The 15,307-nt window shown below is 65.9% G+C and carries 17 protein-coding genes; 14 read left to right on the top strand and 3 right to left on the bottom strand.

All coding sequences use genetic code 11. The features are described from left to right. Window position 1 precedes the first annotated feature (1 nt). Genes ACX12D_RS31595 through ACX12D_RS31605 form a run of 3 tightly spaced genes read left to right on the top strand, consistent with a single transcriptional unit; the run spans window position 2 to window position 2,005 of the window. Window positions 2-820, top strand: coding sequence for a MinD/ParA family ATP-binding protein (locus tag ACX12D_RS31595; protein ID WP_459374931.1), 819 nt, complete (start codon window positions 2-4; stop codon window positions 818-820). 40 nt (window positions 821-860) lie between these two features. Beyond that, the gene (locus tag ACX12D_RS31600; protein WP_006162649.1) at window positions 861-1,577 is read left to right on the top strand and encodes an RNA polymerase sigma factor FliA; all 717 of its coding nucleotides are present in this window, start codon (window positions 861-863) and stop codon (window positions 1,575-1,577) included. After that, window positions 1,574-2,005 (top strand): flagellar protein FlhE, encoded by a 432-nt coding sequence (locus tag ACX12D_RS31605; RefSeq protein ID WP_459374932.1) that lies wholly within the window; start codon window positions 1,574-1,576, stop codon window positions 2,003-2,005. Before ACX12D_RS31600 ends, ACX12D_RS31605 begins: the two co-directional genes overlap by 4 nt. A 363-nt stretch (window positions 2,006-2,368) precedes the next feature. Here the strand turns inward: ACX12D_RS31605 and ACX12D_RS31610 are convergent, their stop codons facing one another. The 3 genes from ACX12D_RS31610 to flgA all read right to left on the bottom strand — a co-directional run bounded on the left by ACX12D_RS31610 (window position 2,369) and on the right by flgA (window position 4,074). Next, window positions 2,369-2,827 (bottom strand): flagella synthesis protein FlgN, encoded by a 459-nt coding sequence (locus tag ACX12D_RS31610; protein WP_459374933.1) that lies wholly within the window; start codon window positions 2,825-2,827, stop codon window positions 2,369-2,371. Window positions 2,828-2,881: 54 nt separating this feature from the next. Next, window positions 2,882-3,187, bottom strand: a complete 306-nt coding sequence (flgM, locus tag ACX12D_RS31615; RefSeq protein WP_183033945.1) for a flagellar biosynthesis anti-sigma factor FlgM — start codon at window positions 3,185-3,187, stop codon at window positions 2,882-2,884. Window positions 3,188-3,354: 167 nt separating this feature from the next. Then, window positions 3,355-4,074, bottom strand: a complete 720-nt coding sequence (flgA, locus tag ACX12D_RS31620) for a flagellar basal body P-ring formation chaperone FlgA (RefSeq protein WP_441635667.1) — start codon at window positions 4,072-4,074, stop codon at window positions 3,355-3,357. Window positions 4,075-4,296: 222 nt separating this feature from the next. Here flgA and flgB point away from each other — a divergent pair, with 222 nt between their 5' ends. The 11 genes from flgB (at window position 4,297) to flgL (ending at window position 14,989) form a co-directional block, all read left to right on the top strand. After that, on the top strand, window positions 4,297-4,707 hold the full coding sequence (gene flgB, locus ACX12D_RS31625; RefSeq protein ID WP_416051536.1) for a flagellar basal body rod protein FlgB: 411 nt from the start codon (window positions 4,297-4,299) through the stop codon (window positions 4,705-4,707). A 7-nt stretch (window positions 4,708-4,714) separates the two neighbouring features. After that, the gene (flgC, locus tag ACX12D_RS31630) at window positions 4,715-5,122 is read left to right on the top strand and encodes a flagellar basal body rod protein FlgC (protein WP_006162655.1); all 408 of its coding nucleotides are present in this window, start codon (window positions 4,715-4,717) and stop codon (window positions 5,120-5,122) included. A 14-nt stretch (window positions 5,123-5,136) separates the two neighbouring features. Next, on the top strand, window positions 5,137-5,808 hold the full coding sequence (locus tag ACX12D_RS31635; RefSeq protein ID WP_459374934.1) for a flagellar hook assembly protein FlgD: 672 nt from the start codon (window positions 5,137-5,139) through the stop codon (window positions 5,806-5,808). A 56-nt stretch (window positions 5,809-5,864) separates the two neighbouring features. Next, window positions 5,865-7,106 (top strand): flagellar hook protein FlgE, encoded by a 1,242-nt coding sequence (gene flgE / locus ACX12D_RS31640; RefSeq protein WP_441635663.1) that lies wholly within the window; start codon window positions 5,865-5,867, stop codon window positions 7,104-7,106. Window positions 7,107-7,156: 50 nt separating this feature from the next. Continuing rightward, entirely contained in the window at window positions 7,157-7,900 is a 744-nt protein-coding gene (gene flgF / locus ACX12D_RS31645; protein WP_416051539.1) for a flagellar basal-body rod protein FlgF, read from the top strand. Window positions 7,901-7,951: 51 nt separating this feature from the next. After that, entirely contained in the window at window positions 7,952-8,737 is a 786-nt protein-coding gene (gene flgG, locus ACX12D_RS31650; RefSeq protein ID WP_043356996.1) for a flagellar basal-body rod protein FlgG, read from the top strand. Window positions 8,738-8,739: 2 nt separating this feature from the next. Beyond that, window positions 8,740-9,417, top strand: coding sequence for a flagellar basal body L-ring protein FlgH (gene flgH, locus ACX12D_RS31655; RefSeq protein WP_459374935.1), 678 nt, complete (start codon window positions 8,740-8,742; stop codon window positions 9,415-9,417). 14 nt (window positions 9,418-9,431) lie between these two features. Beyond that, on the top strand, window positions 9,432-10,565 hold the full coding sequence (locus ACX12D_RS31660; RefSeq protein WP_416051540.1) for a flagellar basal body P-ring protein FlgI: 1,134 nt from the start codon (window positions 9,432-9,434) through the stop codon (window positions 10,563-10,565). A gap of 2 nt (window positions 10,566-10,567) precedes the next feature. Then, window positions 10,568-11,590, top strand: a complete 1,023-nt coding sequence (gene flgJ / locus ACX12D_RS31665) for a flagellar assembly peptidoglycan hydrolase FlgJ (RefSeq protein ID WP_459374936.1) — start codon at window positions 10,568-10,570, stop codon at window positions 11,588-11,590. Between the two features lie 215 nt (window positions 11,591-11,805). Further along, window positions 11,806-13,719, top strand: coding sequence for a flagellar hook-associated protein FlgK (gene flgK, locus ACX12D_RS31670; protein ID WP_459374938.1), 1,914 nt, complete (start codon window positions 11,806-11,808; stop codon window positions 13,717-13,719). A gap of 37 nt (window positions 13,720-13,756) precedes the next feature. Continuing rightward, entirely contained in the window at window positions 13,757-14,989 is a 1,233-nt protein-coding gene (gene flgL / locus ACX12D_RS31675; RefSeq protein ID WP_459374939.1) for a flagellar hook-associated protein FlgL, read from the top strand. Window positions 14,990-15,307 lie beyond the last annotated feature (318 nt).

Genomic DNA, 15,307 nt, shown 5'->3' on the forward strand with positions numbered 1-15,307 from the left:
CGTGAATTCACTCGCAACCGACCAGGCGGAAAGCCTGCGGCGCATGTTGGCGCCACGCGCCACGCGCCGCATTGCCGTGGTCGCAAGCGATGCCGGTGCCGGGGCCACCACGGTGGCACTGGGGCTGGCCAACGCCCTTGCCCTGCAAGGCGAACGCGTGCTGCTCGTCGATGAGGACCGCTTCGGCGCCCGCGCCACCCGGCTTGCCGGCGCCATGCCGGAAGGCACCCTGGCCGCGGTGCTGGGAGGCGCGGTGACGCTCGACGCAGCGCTCGGCAAGCGTCCCGCCGGCACCGTTGCCGTGCTGCCGGGCAGCCCCCAGGCCAATGGCGACCTGCAGTTGCTCAAGTCGTTTCGCACCGTGCTCAGCGATGCCCGCAGCGATGCGGATGGCGGCTTGTCGCAAATGGCTGGCGCGGCGCACAACCTCATCGTGGTGCTGCGCGCGGAGCCGGCCTCGATCAAGGCCGCATACGCTTGCATCAAGCAGCTCAATCACCTGTACGCCTGCCGGCGTTTCCACCTGGTGATCAACGCCGCCGCCGGGGACGCTGCCGCCAGTGCGGTGCTGGGCAACCTGGCCCGTACCGCCAGCCAGTACCTTGGCGTCGAGGCCAGCCCCGCGGGCAGCCTGCCGCACGATCCGCTGGTCGAGCGCAGTACCGCATTGGGCCGTTGCGTGGTCGAGGCCTTCCCGGCCGCGCCCGCCACCGCCGCATTGCGCCGAATTGCCACAGGCATTGCCAGCTGGCCAATGTCCTCCGATCCCCGTTCAACCCTGTCGGCGCCAATGGCGCCGACGGCCACGGCCCTGGCTTAAGCGCCGGGACCTGCAAGCTAGGACTCACGAGAATTCCACCATGTATACGATTCAGGGAAAGCTCGAACAGACTGATACCGTGACGGCGCATGCGTCGCTGGTGCGTCGCATCGCCTTGCAACTGGCGGCCAAGCTGCCTGCCAGCGTGCAGCTCGATGACTTGATCCAGGCCGGCATGATCGGCCTGCTCGACGCCGCCAAGCGCTATGAAGACACCCACGGTGCGCGTTTCGAGACCTACGCCAGCCAGCGCATTCGCGGCGCCATGCTCGACGAGGTGCGCGCCAACGACTGGCAGTCGCGCAGCCTGCGCCAGTTCACGCGGCGGATCGAGCGCACCGTGCGCGGCCTGGAGCAAACGCTGGGCCGTGCGCCGCTCGATTCCGAAGTGGCCCAGGAACTGGAGCTGCCGCTGGACGAATACCAGACGCTGCTCAACGAGGTCTATGGCTGCCAGCTGCTGCACTATGAAGACTTCGAGCGCTCCGGCGAAGAGGACTTCCTGGACCGGCACCTGAGCGTGAGCGATGACGGCAACCCGCTCACGGTGCTGATGGAGAGCGGCATGCGCGAAGCGCTGATCCGCGCCATCGAGCGCCTGCCCGAGCGGGAGAAGCTGGTGCTGTCGCTGTGCTATGACCAGGAGCTGAACCTGCGGGAAATCGGCGCGGTGCTGGAAGTCACCGAGTCGCGCGTGTGCCAGATCCGTAGCCAGGCGATCACACGGCTGCGTTCGCAGTTGCGCGGGTTGCTGTGAGCCACTGGCCCAAGCGCTTCGCCGCGTTGACGCTCGCCGTGGCGTGCTGCCCGGCACTGGCAGCGCCTGGCGGGCAGGCGTTGCATAGCTGGTCGGCTTCGGTGAACGGGCCTGCGCTATACAGCAAAGGCCTGCGTACCGTTTCCGTCCCGATTTCACCGACCGGCTATCTGCCGCAGGCGCAGGGCGCAATCACGACAGTGCGGTGGCGCTATAGCTTCTCGCGTACGCCGCCGAATGCACTGCAGGCTTACCTATGCAATGCGCAACGGTGTGTATTGCTTTCGGGGGCTGAGGGGCTGACCGAGGCGTTTAGCGGGGATGACGCTGCCAAGGGCTTTGTGTTTGCCTTTCAGGTGCCGGGGAAGGGGGCGTTGACGCCGGTTTTGATTGGGCAGGCTAATGAGGTTACGGTTGGGTTTCGGTGAGGGGGGGTGCTTAGCCGCAACCGCAACTGCTTAACCGCAACTGCTTAACTGCAACTTCAACTGCAGTTTCACCACCCCTGCGGGGCGGCGACCTACTTTCTTGTCTCGCCAAGAAAGTAGGCAAAGAAGGCGACCCGGATGCGGCGCCGCATAACGGGAGATTCAAACCTTTACGGCTCGCTTCGCATCGCGCTTGGGTGTTCCCCGCCTGGGGGGCGGGTCACACGGCTAAACCGAGGCGTTGGCCAATTCCCCCCAGCTGGTTTGCTCCCCTCTCCCACTTGTGGGAGAGGGGCCGGGGGAGAGGGCGGGCACTCGCAAGAACGAGATGCCACAAACTACCCAGCTCAACCGCTACCCCATTCAACCAGTCGCCAGACTGACCCCTTGCGGCCCGGTCTGCGCGCGCCCGTCGCGCCCATACAGCGTCGTGTTGTCACCCCGTTGCCGCAACGCCAGAATCGCTTCCTCGGTGAACTCGAGGTGCGCATCCACAACCGCGGCATTCAGCGCATTGGCGTCGCTTGCAGCGCGTGCCGCAAACACCAGCGTCCGCCATGCGGCTTCCACCGATGGATCGATCTGGCGCCCGAACAGCTGGCCGCCCGCGCCGGTGCGAATTCCCATGGCGCCCATCTGCGCCTCGCGCGTGCGCGTCAGCGCGCCCAGCAATCCGGCCAGTTCGACCTTGCGTTCCAGCACCCCGGCAAGGGCCTGGTAATCGCCGGCCTTGATCAGGCTTCTTTCTTCGCCCAGCACGGTGGCGAACTCCTGCGCGAGCTCGGTTTCGCGGCGCAGGTTCTGGATCAGGGACTGGCTCATGGCTTGCCTATCTTGGGGTGGGGTTGGCGATGCGGCCCGTAGCAAGCCGCGGTGTCAGGCGCCGCCGCTGAGTTCGCGCAGGGACGCGAGCAGGCCGTCGGCGATCTTGCTTGGGTCGATCTTGATGCGGCCTTCGGAGATGGCCTGGCGGATCTCTTCGACCTTGGCGGTGTCGATATCGTCGTCATGGTCTTCTACCATGCGCGCGCCGATCTCGCGCACCTGGGCCGACAGGGGGCTGCTGACGCGTACGCTGGACGTCTCCGGGGCAGCCGTCGATCCGGGGGCGCCGGCCACGCTGCGCACGGCGCCGTCGATGGCGTCGCTCGGCCTCGACGAGGTGGTCTGATTGATCTTCACGATGATTCCTTGCTGGGTACCTTTGGCTTATCGGATGCTTCGGGCGAAACTTTAGGTCGAATTGCGGCGCCGCGGCGCCGTTTTTCCGGCCCCGGAGCGCGCGGTATTGTCTCATGAGCCGACCCATGAGACGCATGCGCAACTCCAGGCGTCGCCGTCCCGACTCCCTATTGCTGCAGCACCACCGTGTCACCGTTGCGCACCAGCGCATTGACCACCTGACCGCTCTTGAGGCGCACCTGGACGTTGTTGCCCACCGCGGCCTCGGCCATGACCTTGCCTTCGCTGCTGAGCTGGAACGAATCGCCTTCCACCAGCACAGTCACGTTCTGGCCCTGGCGTACGGCAATGGCTTTCTTCAGCAGATCCATCCGCATCGGGGAACCCGCCGCGATGCGGTTGGCCGCCACCGCGCCGCTCACCTGGGCGGGATCCGTCACCACCGCGCGCGGCAGCGATGCCAGGTCGCCCTGGCGGACTTCCATGTCGGCCGCATCGATGGCCTCGCCGGGCATCAGGTTGCGCCCGGCCACATAGTAGTCGGCCACCACCGACACGCGCGCTTGCACGTAGCGGGTCCAGGGACGTTCGCCGGCGCAGCGCACGCCGACCGAGACCCGGCCCCAGGGAGACGCGCCCGGTGGCAGGAACGGCTCGGGCAACGGGCAATCCGGCGCGCGCCCGCCCGAGGGCGGCACCACCTGGATGGTGGCCTTGCCGGGCAGGCCGGCAGTCTGGCGCTCAAGGAATTGTTCGACCGCGGCGCGCACCGGGTCTTCGGGATACGGCGAGGGCGGCGCCGCGCCGGCGCTGCCGGCCAGCGTGCCGCCAGCGGCCAGCACGCAGAGCAGGGCGCGCGCCGCGGTGGCGCGGAAACGAGGGTTCATGTGTACATCCAGGCAAGGAAACGACGCGGGCCGCACCGCGAAAGCGGGTGCCGCGTGCGTGTCAACGGGTCCTATTGTAGGCAGCCCCGCGTTCTTGCTCGAGTCGAAATGCGCGGTTTTCTTTGCCCTATTCGTGCGATTGGCATGACGGGGCCGCCCCTAAGATGGCACACCTGAAGAAGGTCGACCTTCGTTGCTCTCCCCCTCCAGCGAGACACAGACATGATTGACAGACTCGATGCGGCGTTGCGCTTCCAACAAGAAGCGCTGAGCTTGCGGACCCAGCGGCAATCGGTGATTGCCTCCAATATCGCCCACGCCGACACACCCGGCTACAAGGCGCGCGACTTCGATTTCTCCAGCACGCTGGCGCAAAGCGTCGAGCGCGGAAAGCAAGCCGAAGGCGTGTCGCTGTCCACCACCTCGGTGCGCCACTTGCCGGGCGTGACGTCTGCGTTCGCCGACAAGATGCAACTCGACTACCGCATCCCGATGCAGTCGAGCATCGATGGCAATACCGTCGAGATGGACACCGAGCGCGTCGCCTTTGCCGACAATGCGGTGCACTTCGAGTCCGGGCTGACCGTGATGAGCGCCAAGATCAAGACCATGCTGTCGGCCATCCAGCAGTGAGCACGCCATGCCAGCAATGAACATCTTCGAAGTCGCCGGCTCGGCCATGGCCGCGCAGTCGCAGCGCATGAACGTGACCGCGTCCAACCTGGCCAATGCCGACAGTGCGGTCGGCCCCAACGGCCAGCCTTACCGCGCCAAGCAAGTGGTGTTCGGCCTTGCCGCCACCCCGGGCCAGAACGACGTGGGCGGCGTGCAGGTGGAGGGCGTGATGGAAGATCCGTCGCCCCCGCGCATGGTGCACAACCCCACGCATCCGCTGGCCAATGCCGACGGCTACGTCACGATGCCAAACGTCAACCCGGTGGAGGAGATGGTCAACATGATCTCGGCCTCGCGTTCCTACCAGGCCAACGTGGAAGTCCTCAACACCGCCAAGAACATGATGCTCAAGACGCTGACCATCGGTCAGTAAAACCGGGATACGCAATGACCACGACCTCTTCCACCAGCGGCAGCACCAGCGCTGCCGGGATCGCCAATACCCTGCAAAGCGGCAGCGCCTCCGCCGCCGACCTGCAGAACAGCTTCCTGACGATGCTGGTCACGCAGATGAACAACCAGGATCCGCTTAACCCGATGGACAACTCGCAGCTGACCTCGCAGCTCGCGCAGATCAGCCAGGTGAGCGGCATGCAGACCTTGAACACCACGCTGAACTCGCTGCTGTCGCAAGTCAGCGCGAGCCGCGCGATGGATTCGGCTGCGCTGATCGGCCACACCGTGATGGTGCCGGGCAATGCCACCACGGTGGCCAGCGGCGTGCCGGGCCAGATCGGCGTGGACCTGCCGGCGACCGCCGATGCGGTCACGGTCAGCGTGCTCGACAAGGACGGCAACGTGGTGCGCACCATCGACATGAAGGGCCAGACCGCCGGCGTGCACGACATCGCCTGGGACGGCAAGAACGACGCAGGCGTGGCGGTTGCCGACGGCGACTACAGCTTCAAGGTCACTGCCACCGCCAACGGCAAGAATGTCGCGCCGGTCGCGCTGGTCTACGGCAAGGTCAACAGCATCAGTGGCGACTCCACGGGCGTGCTGGTCGACATCGGCGGCGGCCGCACCGCGCCGGTCGACGGCGTTCGCCGCATTCTTTAATCACGTGGCCACGCGCGAGACGCGCCGGCAGGATGTCAGGTAACTAGGAGAAAATCATGGGTTTCGGTCAAGGGGTAAGCGGCATCAATGCCGCCGCATCGAATCTGGACGTCATCGGCAACAATATCGCCAACGCCAACACGGTCGGCTACAAGCAATCGACCGCGCAGTTCGCCGACGTGTATGCCGGCACCAAGATCGGCTTGGGCACGACCGTGAATTCGGTGGTGCAGTCGTTCAACCAGGGCAATATCGAGTCGAGCGGCAGTGCGCTCGATGTAGCCATTACCAATGGCAATGGCTTCTTCCGGCTGACCGATTCCTCGGGCTCGGTCTTCTACTCGCGCAATGGCCAGTTCCAGCGCCAGCAGGACGGCAGCATCACCAACGCGCAAGGCCTGAAACTGACCGGCTACCCGGCTGGCACGACCGGCGGCGGCGCTGTGCAGCCGCAGCCGCTGGTGGTGCCGAACACCACCATGGCCGCCAAGGCGACCACTACCCTCGGCATCTCCTTCAACCTGAACTCCGGCAGCACGGTACCGACCACGCCGTTCGCCAGCACGCCGGCCGCGCTGCCGACGTCGAGCATGTACAACTACAGCTCCGGCGTCACTGTCTATGACTCGCTGGGCAACGCCAAGCAGCTCACCGCGTACTTCTCCACGGGCACGCCCGGCGCGGGCACGTTCCCGGCAGCGGGCGGCGGCGGCACCGACTGGACGATGAACCTGACCGATGCGGCGGGCAATGTGGTTGGCGCGCCGGTCACGCTCAAATTCGACTCGAAGGGCACGCTGCAGTCGCCGGCCGCCGGCGCTACCACCGCCATCAACATCGCTGCTGCCAACGGCGCGGCACCCCTGGCCATCGCGATGGACCTGACCGGCACGACGCAGTTCGCCGGCGCCAACGACACCAAGCCGCCCGTGCAGAACGGCTATACCGCGGGCAGCTTGCTCGGCTTCGCGATCCAGCCGGATGGCACCATCCTTGGCAGCTATTCGAACCAGCAGACGCAGGCGCTGGGCCAGGTCGTGATGGCCGGCTTTGGCAACGTGCAGGGCCTGAAGCCGGAGGGCAACAATGTGTGGTCCGCGACCGGCGCATCGGGCCAGGCCGTGGTCGGCGCGGCCGGCGGAAGCCTTGGCACGCTCAAGTCCAATGCGGTGGAGGCATCCAACGTGGACCTGTCCGGCCAGCTGGTCAGCCTGATCGTCGCGCAGCGCAACTACCAGGCCAATGCGCAGACCATCAAGGCGCAGGACACCGTCATGCAGACGCTGGTCAACCTGTAATGCGCAGCGTTGGCAAGACGAGCCGCACGGACAGGAACTAAAGGGACGCCATGGACCGCATGATCTATACCGCCCTGTCGGGGGCCAAGCAGACGCTCGACCAGCAGGCCGCGGTGTCCAACAACCTGGCCAATACTTCCACGCCGGGCTTCCGCGCGCAGGTCAACATGTTCCGCGCGGTGCCGGTGGTGGGGCAAGCCTCGCCAACGCGCGCATTCACGCTGGCGTCCACGCCTGGCGCCGACTTCAAGGCCGGCCCGCTGACCTACACGGAGCGCCCGCTGGACGTGGCGCTGCAGGGCAACGGCTGGCTGACGGTGCAGGCACCGGACGGCACGGAAGCCTACACCCGCGCCGGTTCGCTGCAGGTGTCGGCGGACGGGCAGCTGGTTACCAGCACCGGCCTGCAGGTGATGGGCGATGGCGGCCCGATCGCGGTGCCGCCTGGCGCGCAGGTCACCATCGGCAGCGATGGCACGATCACCGCGCGCGGCCCTGGCGAGACCTCCGCGGGCCTGGCCCAGGTGGGCAAGCTGCGGCTGGTGAATCCACCGCCCGATTCGATCGCCCGAGGCGACGATGGCCTGTTCCGGCTGCGCCCCGGCGCGCAGCCGCTGCAGGTTGACGCCAATATCCGCGTGATTTCCGGCGCGATCGAAGGCAGCAACGTCAACCCGGTCGAGGCGATGGTCGACATGATCGCCAACGCCCGCCGCTTCGAAATGCAGATGAAGATGATCCAGGGCGCTGACACCAACGATCAGCGCGCTAATCAACTGCTCTCGAATAACTGAACTTTGAATTGATGTGCTGCCGCGGCTCGCGGCAGCCTTGTGAGGACAAACATGATCCGCTCTCTCTGGATTGCCAAGACCGGCCTCGATGCGCAGCAGACGCAGATGGACGTGATCTCGAACAACCTGGCCAACGTTTCCACCAACGGCTTCAAGCGTGGGCGTGCCGTGTTCGAGGAACTGATGTACCAGACCGTGCGCCAGCCCGGCGCATTGTCTTCGGACCAGACCACGCTGCCGTCCGGCCTGCAGCTGGGCACCGGCGTGCGCCCCGTGGCTACCGAGCGGATCCATACCCAGGGCAATCCGCAGCAGACCGGCAACAGCAAGGACGTGGCCGTGATCGGCCAGGGCTTCTTCCAGGTCACGATGCCTGACGGCACCACCGCCTACACGCGCGATGGCTCGTTCCAGACCGACCAGAACGGCCAGCTGGTGACGTCCAGCGGTTTCGTGATCCAGCCCGCCATCACCCTGCCGGCCAACTACACGGCGCTGACGGTTGCACGCGACGGCGTGGTCTCGGTGACCCAGCCCGGTTCGAGCGCCAACGTGCAGGTCGGCCAGCTGCAACTGGCTACCTTCGCGAACCCGGCCGGCCTCGAGAGCCTCGGCGAAAACCTGTATGTGCAGACCGATGCGTCGGGCGCGCCGAATACCACGGTGCCCGGCCTGAACGGCTCCGGCACGCTCCAGCAGAACTACGTCGAAGCGTCCAACGTGAACGTGGTCGAGGAGCTGGTGAGCATGATCCAGACCCAGCGCGCCTACGAAATCAACAGCAAGGCTGTGCAGACCTCCGACCAGATGCTGCAGCGCCTCACCCAGCTGGGATGATCATGATTGCCTCGCTGACTCGCCTGGGCGCGCTTGCCCTTTGCTGCCTCGCGACAGGTTGCGCGATGATGCCGCGCGAGCCGCTGGTCCAGCTGCCCACCTCCGCGCGGGCAGAGCCGCGCGCGCTGGCGCCGGCAAGCGGATCGATCTACCAGTCGTCGTACGCGGGCAATCCGTTGTTCGAGGATCGCCGGCCGCGCAACGTGGGCGACATCCTCACCATCGTGATCAGCGAGAACGTCAACGCCAGCAAGAACTCCGGCACCAATGCCAGCCGCACGTCCAACAGCGCGCTGGCCTTCGATGCCGTGCCCAGGGCGCTTGGCGGGCTGTTCAGCAGCGCCCAGAACGCAACCATGAGCGGCGCCAACGCGCTCAAGGCCAGCGGCGGTGCCAGCGCCACCAACACGTTCAATGGCACCATCACCGTGACCGTGCTGGAAGTGCTGGCCAACGGCAACCTCATCGTCTCCGGCGAAAAGCAGATGGCCATCAACCAGGGCGCGGAATACATCCGCTTCTCCGGGGTGGTCAACCCGCGCACGATCACCGGCGACAACGCAGTGCCGTCCACGCAGGTGGCCGATGCGCGCATCGAGTACACCGCCAAGGGCTATATCGACGAAACGCAGAACATGGGCTGGCTGCAGCGTTTCTTCCTCAATGTTTCACCGTATTGATCACTGACCGCGTCATGTCCCTGTCTTCGTTCCCCGCCTCGCGCAGCCGCATCGTCCGCGCTCTCTTCCTGGCGCTGACGCTGGGCCTGCTAGCAGGCGCGTCGCACGCGGAACGGCTGAAGAACCTGGCTAACTTCCAGGGCGTGCGCGACAACCCGCTGGTGGGCTATGGCCTCGTGGTGGGGCTGGATAACACCGGCGACCAGACCATGCAGACGCCGTTCACCACGCAGAGCCTGACCAACATGCTCTCGCAGCTCGGCATCACCCTGCCGGCCGGCAAGAACATGCAGCTCAAGAACGTGGCGGCGGTGATGGTCACCGCCACGCTGCCGCCGTTCGCACGGCCCGGCAGCCAGCTCGACGTGGTGGTCTCGTCGATGGGCAATGCCAAGAGCCTGCGTGGCGGCACCTTGCTGATGACGCCCCTCAAGGGCGCCGACGGCCAGGTCTACGCGATCGCGCAGGGCAATATGCTGGTGGGCGGCGCGGGCGCGTCGGCCAACGGCAGCAAGGTGCAGGTCAATCAGCTGGCGGTGGGCCGCATTGCCAATGGCGGCATCGTGGAGCGCGCCGTGCCGGCGTTCCAGCCCGAAGGCGGCATCCTGAACCTGGAGCTGCGCGAAACCGATTACGGCACGGCCGAGCGCGTTGTCGAGGCGATCAATCGCGCGATGGGCGGCGGCGTAGCCAGCGCGCTGGACGGCAGGGTGGTGCAGGTGCGCACGCCCGCGGCCCCGAGCGCGCGGGTGGGCTTCATGGCCCGCATCGAGAACATCGAGGTCACGCGCGCCAAGGCCGCCGCCAAGGTCATCCTCAATGCGCGTACCGGCTCGATCGTGATGAACCAGGCCGTGACGGTGGACGACTGCGCGGTGGCGCACGGCAATTTGTCGGTGGTGATCAACACCCAGCCGGTGATCAGCCAGCCGGCGCCGTTCAGTGGCGGCCAGACGGTGGTGGCGCCGGTTTCCCAGATCAACATGAAGCAAGAGGGCGGCGCGCTGCAAATGGTCAAGGCCGGCGCCTCGCTGGCCGCGGTGGTCAAGGGCCTGAACGCGCTGGGCGCGACGCCGGCCGACCTGCAGACCATCCTTGAAGCCATGCGTGCCGCGGGTGCGCTGCGCGCGGACCTCGAGATCATCTGATCATGTCAGCTAGCCGCGTGGCCGCACAGGCCGAACTCTCGCAACGCTTCGCCCTGGATACGCAAGGCTTTGAAGGCCTCAAGCAAAGCGCCCGTACCGGAGCCACCCCGGAGACGCTGCGCACCGCCGCGCGCCAGTTCGAGGCGGTGTTCACGCAGATGGTGCTCAAGAGCATGCGCGACGCCACGCCGCAGGATGGCCTGTTCGACAACGAGCAGACCAAGCTGTACATGTCGATGATGGACCAGCAGCTGTCCCAGCAGATGTCCACGCGCGGCATCGGCCTGGCCGACGTGATGGTGCGCCAGCTCGCGCGCGCCAGCGGCGCGGGCCTGCCGCCCGAGCTTGCCGGCGCGGCCGCCAAGCAGGCCGCCGTGCAGGCGGGCATGGGCGACGCGGCCCCCGGACTTGCGCGCACGCTGGACATGCGCAACGGCGACGCGGACGCGCCGCGTGCGGGCAGCGTGGTGGCCGGCACCAGCTGGAACCCCACCGCGGGCCTGCGCCAGTACCAGTCGCAGGACACCGGAGCCTGGCAGGGCGGCAATGCCGTGTTGCCGGAAGACACACCGGCCCACATCAGCGCCTTCGTTTCCCGCATGGCGGGGCCGGCGCAATCCGCGGCGCGCGCCACCGGCGTGCCGGCCAAGCTGATCCTGGGCCAGGCGGCGCTCGAATCCGGCTGGGGCCGGCGCGAGATTGCCTACCCCGACGGCAGCACCACCTTCAATGTCTTCGGCATCAAGGCGGGCGCCAACTGGAAGGGCCAGGTCGCGGAAATTACCACCACCGAATATGTCGACGGCCAGCCGCAGAAGGTGCGCGCGCGCTTTCGCGCCTACGGTTCGTACGACGAAGCCTTTGCCGACTATGGCCGCTTGCTGAGCAACAACCCGCGCTACGCCGAGGTACTGGCGGCGGCCACGCCGGACGACGCGGCGCGGGGCCTGCAGCGGGCCGGCTACGCCACGGATCCTGCCTACGGCGAAAAGCTGGTCCGGATCATGCGGAAAGTGCCTGTCTGAGCGCATGCCGCGCCCTGGCCGGGCGCACGCCGGCCGGACGCAAATTGTCGGCGCCGCGCACTAAAGTCTCCTTGTACTTCTGCCGTTACTTACATCATTCACCGCCGTCCATGTCCGGCAGCGGCGAACCGGCATCGAAGGCTCCGCGAGCAGCGGCCACGGTGCACGGATCGCCCGGTCGGGCACACGGCAGCCACCAGATGCGGGGTTAGAGCATGTCTCTCTTCAATATCGGACTTTCCGGCCTGAACACGGCGCAGAACGCGTTGACGACGGTTGGCCACAATATCAGCAATGCCACCACGGCAGGCTATACGCGGCAGAACACCATCATTGCGTCCGCGGGTGGCCAGTACACCAGCAGCGGCTTTTACGGGCAGGGCTCCAACACGACCACGGTGGTTCGCGTCTATGATGAATTCCTGACGGGCCAGCTGCGCAACGCCCAGTCCGCCAGCGCCCAGCTCTCGACGTACTCCGCCCAGATCGGCCAGATCGACAACCTGCTGGCCGACCAGAAGGGCGGCATCGCGCCGCTGATGCAGAAGTTCTTCGCCGCCGTGCAAGGGGTGTCGGACACGCCGGCGGATCCCGCCGCGCGCCAGAACTTGATCAATGCCGGGCAATCGCTCACCGGCCAGATGCGCGCCGCCAATTCCTACTTTCAGCAATTGCGTGACGGCGTCAATACCCAGGTGCAGAGCTCGGTAACGCAGATCAACGCCTACTCCCAGCAGCTTGCCAAGCTCAACGACCAGATCACGCGGGCTACCGCTGCCGGCGGCGGCCAGCCGCCCAATGACCTGCTCGACCAGCGCGACCAGCTGGTCTCGCAGCTGACCCAGCTGGTCGGTGTCAAGGTGGTGCCGCAGGACAATACATACAACGTGTTCGTCGGCAACGGCCAGCCGCTGGTGATGGGCTCGAACTCCTATGACCTGAAGGCGGTGCAATCGTCAGCCGATCCGTCGCGTACCACGATCGCCTACACGCAGGCCAATGGCAACGTGACCGAGATGGACGAAAGCACCCTCACCGGGGGCTCCGTCGGCGGCTTGCTCAAGTTCCGCACCGAGTCGCTGGATCCCGCGCAGAACGCCATCGGGCGGCTGTCGGTGACGCTGGCCCAGACCTTCAACGACCAGCATAAGCTCGGCGTGGACCTGACCGGCCAGATCGGCGGCAACCTGTTCAAGCTCGGCACGCCCGTCACGCTGCCCAAGAGCTCGAACACCGGCACCTCGCTGGTATCGGCCAGCATCAGCAACACGTCGCAACTGACCACCAGCGACTACACGCTGACCTACGACGGCACCAACTACTCGCTCACGCGCATGTCCGACAACAAGGTCGTGGCTACGCAGGCGGGTGCTACCGCCACCTATCCGCTGACGCTGTCGGCGGACGGCGTGGACGTCAAGATCCCGACAGCGATGTCGGCCAATGATTCCTACCAGATCCAGCCGACCCGCAATGTGGCCGCAGGCATGGACATGGCCATTACCGATCCCGCCAAGATTGCCGCCGCGGGCCCGCTGCGCGTCAGTGCAGGCACCACCAACACCGGTACCGGCACGGTCAAGGTCAGCAATGTCGCGCAAGGCTTCAGCCTGCCCGCTACCACGATCACGGCCAAGTACAACGGCGCCAATTACGTCTTCACCGATGCGACTGGTGCACCGGTCGTGCCCACCAGCGGCCCGACCCCCAGCGGCACTGCCACGCAATACTCGTTCAACGGTGTCACGGTCAGCTTCGACGGCACGCCCAAGACTGGCGACACCTTCACGCTGGCGCCCAACCTGAGCGGCGTATCCGACAACGGCAACGCGCTCACGCTGGCCAAGCTGCAAACTACCAAGACCATCGGCGGCGTGTCGAGCTATAACGACGCCTTCGCGCAGCTGGTCAACGACGTCGGCAGCCGCGCCAAGTCGGTGCAGATCGCGTCGACGTCGCAGGACAGCGTCACTACCCAGGTGCAGACGGCACAGCAAGCCGTCTCGGGCGTGAACATGGATGAGGAAACGGTCTCCATGCTGCGTTTCCAGCAGCTCTACCAGGCCAACGCCAAGGTCATCCAGACTGCCACCACGCTGTTCGACACCATCATCGGTATCGGCCGCTGATCGCTTCTGAAGACCCGGATTTCCTAAAGGAACAGACATGCGCGTTGCAAGCTCCACGCTCTACCAGCTCGGCCTGGCCTCGATGAACAGCCAGCAAGGCTCGTTGCTGCATGTGCAGCAACAGCTCGGCACCGGCCGCCGTATCCTGACCCCGTCCGACGACCCGGTGGGCGCGACCCGGGCGTTGGTGGTCTCACAATCCAGCGCGGTCAACGACCAGTACGCCACGTCCCGCAAACAGGCCAACACCAACCTGTCCATGGAGCTGAGCTCGCTCAACAGCGTCGTCACCACCGTCCAGAACATCCAGACGCTGGTGGTGCAAGCCGGTAACGGCACCATGAGCGCTGCCGACCGCGCCTCGGTCGCCTCGTCGCTGCAGGACTCATACAACCAGCTGCTAGGCCTGTCCAACGCCGACGACGGTAACGGCCAGTTCCTGTTCGCGGGCTATCAGTCGTCCACGCCGCCGTTCGCGAAGAACGGCAGCGGCGCGGTGGTCTATGGCGGCGATACCGGCCAGCAACTGCTGCAGGTCGACGTTGCCCGCCAGATGCCCACCAACGACAACGGCAACGCGATCTTCATGAGCGTGCAGTCCACCGCCACCTACGTTGCCTCCTCGCCCACCACCAATACGGGCACCGGCGAGTTCAGCGCGATCTCGGTGACGGATCCGACCAACGCCTTGTATGGCCACAGCCTCTCGCTCAATTTCGCCACCAATGCCGTCACCGGCAAGATGCAGTACCAGGTAATGGACCAGAGCGCCGCGCCGCCGGCCGCCGTTGGCGCCCCGGTGGACTATGTGGACGGCGCCGGCATCTCGGTCGGCGGGCTCTCGCTGTCGATCAAGGGCACGCCCAAGGATGGCGATGTCGTCAACCTGCAACCCGCGAAGCAAGCCGGCACCGACATCTTTGCCAACCTGCAAAGCGTCATCAATGCCCTGAAGCAACCGATCGTCACCGACACCGACCGCGCCACGCTGGCCAACGCGCTGTCCACGGCGAACCGCCAGATGGCCAACTCGCTGGACAACGTCAGCACGGTGCAGACCTCGGTCGGCTCGCGCATGAATGAGCTCGATGCGCTCGACACTATCGGCACCAACCGCGGGTTGAATTACAGCCAGACGCTGTCGGGCTTGCAGGACCTGGATTACTACTCGGCCATGACCGAGTACTACCAGCGCCAGACTTCGTTGCAGGCGGCGCAGCAGTCGTTCATGCAGATCCAGGGGATGAATCTGTTCAAGTACCTGGGGTAAGCGCGGGATTTCAGCGGCCGGTGAGTTGTTAGGAAACAATAAAGGTCATCGCGCCAGCGCAACAAAGCCCGAAACCGTAAATCGCCCCAAGAGCCTTGCACCATAAGGCTCTTGGGGCTTTATTGCTTGGGACCCTCTAATGCCTCGGTATCGTACTCAGCACTGAAGCGTTTGCGCTTGTAAGAGGGGAGACGGAACCTTGGGCCAGTATGGTTGAACACGCCAAGACCTGCCAGCCCGCATGCCCTCTCATGTCTACCAGGGTACCGTCAGTCCCCGGCCGCCCATCGCTCTACCCGAGCGAGGAACAGGTTCCAC

The organism is Cupriavidus sp. PET2-C1, assembly GCF_054515855.1.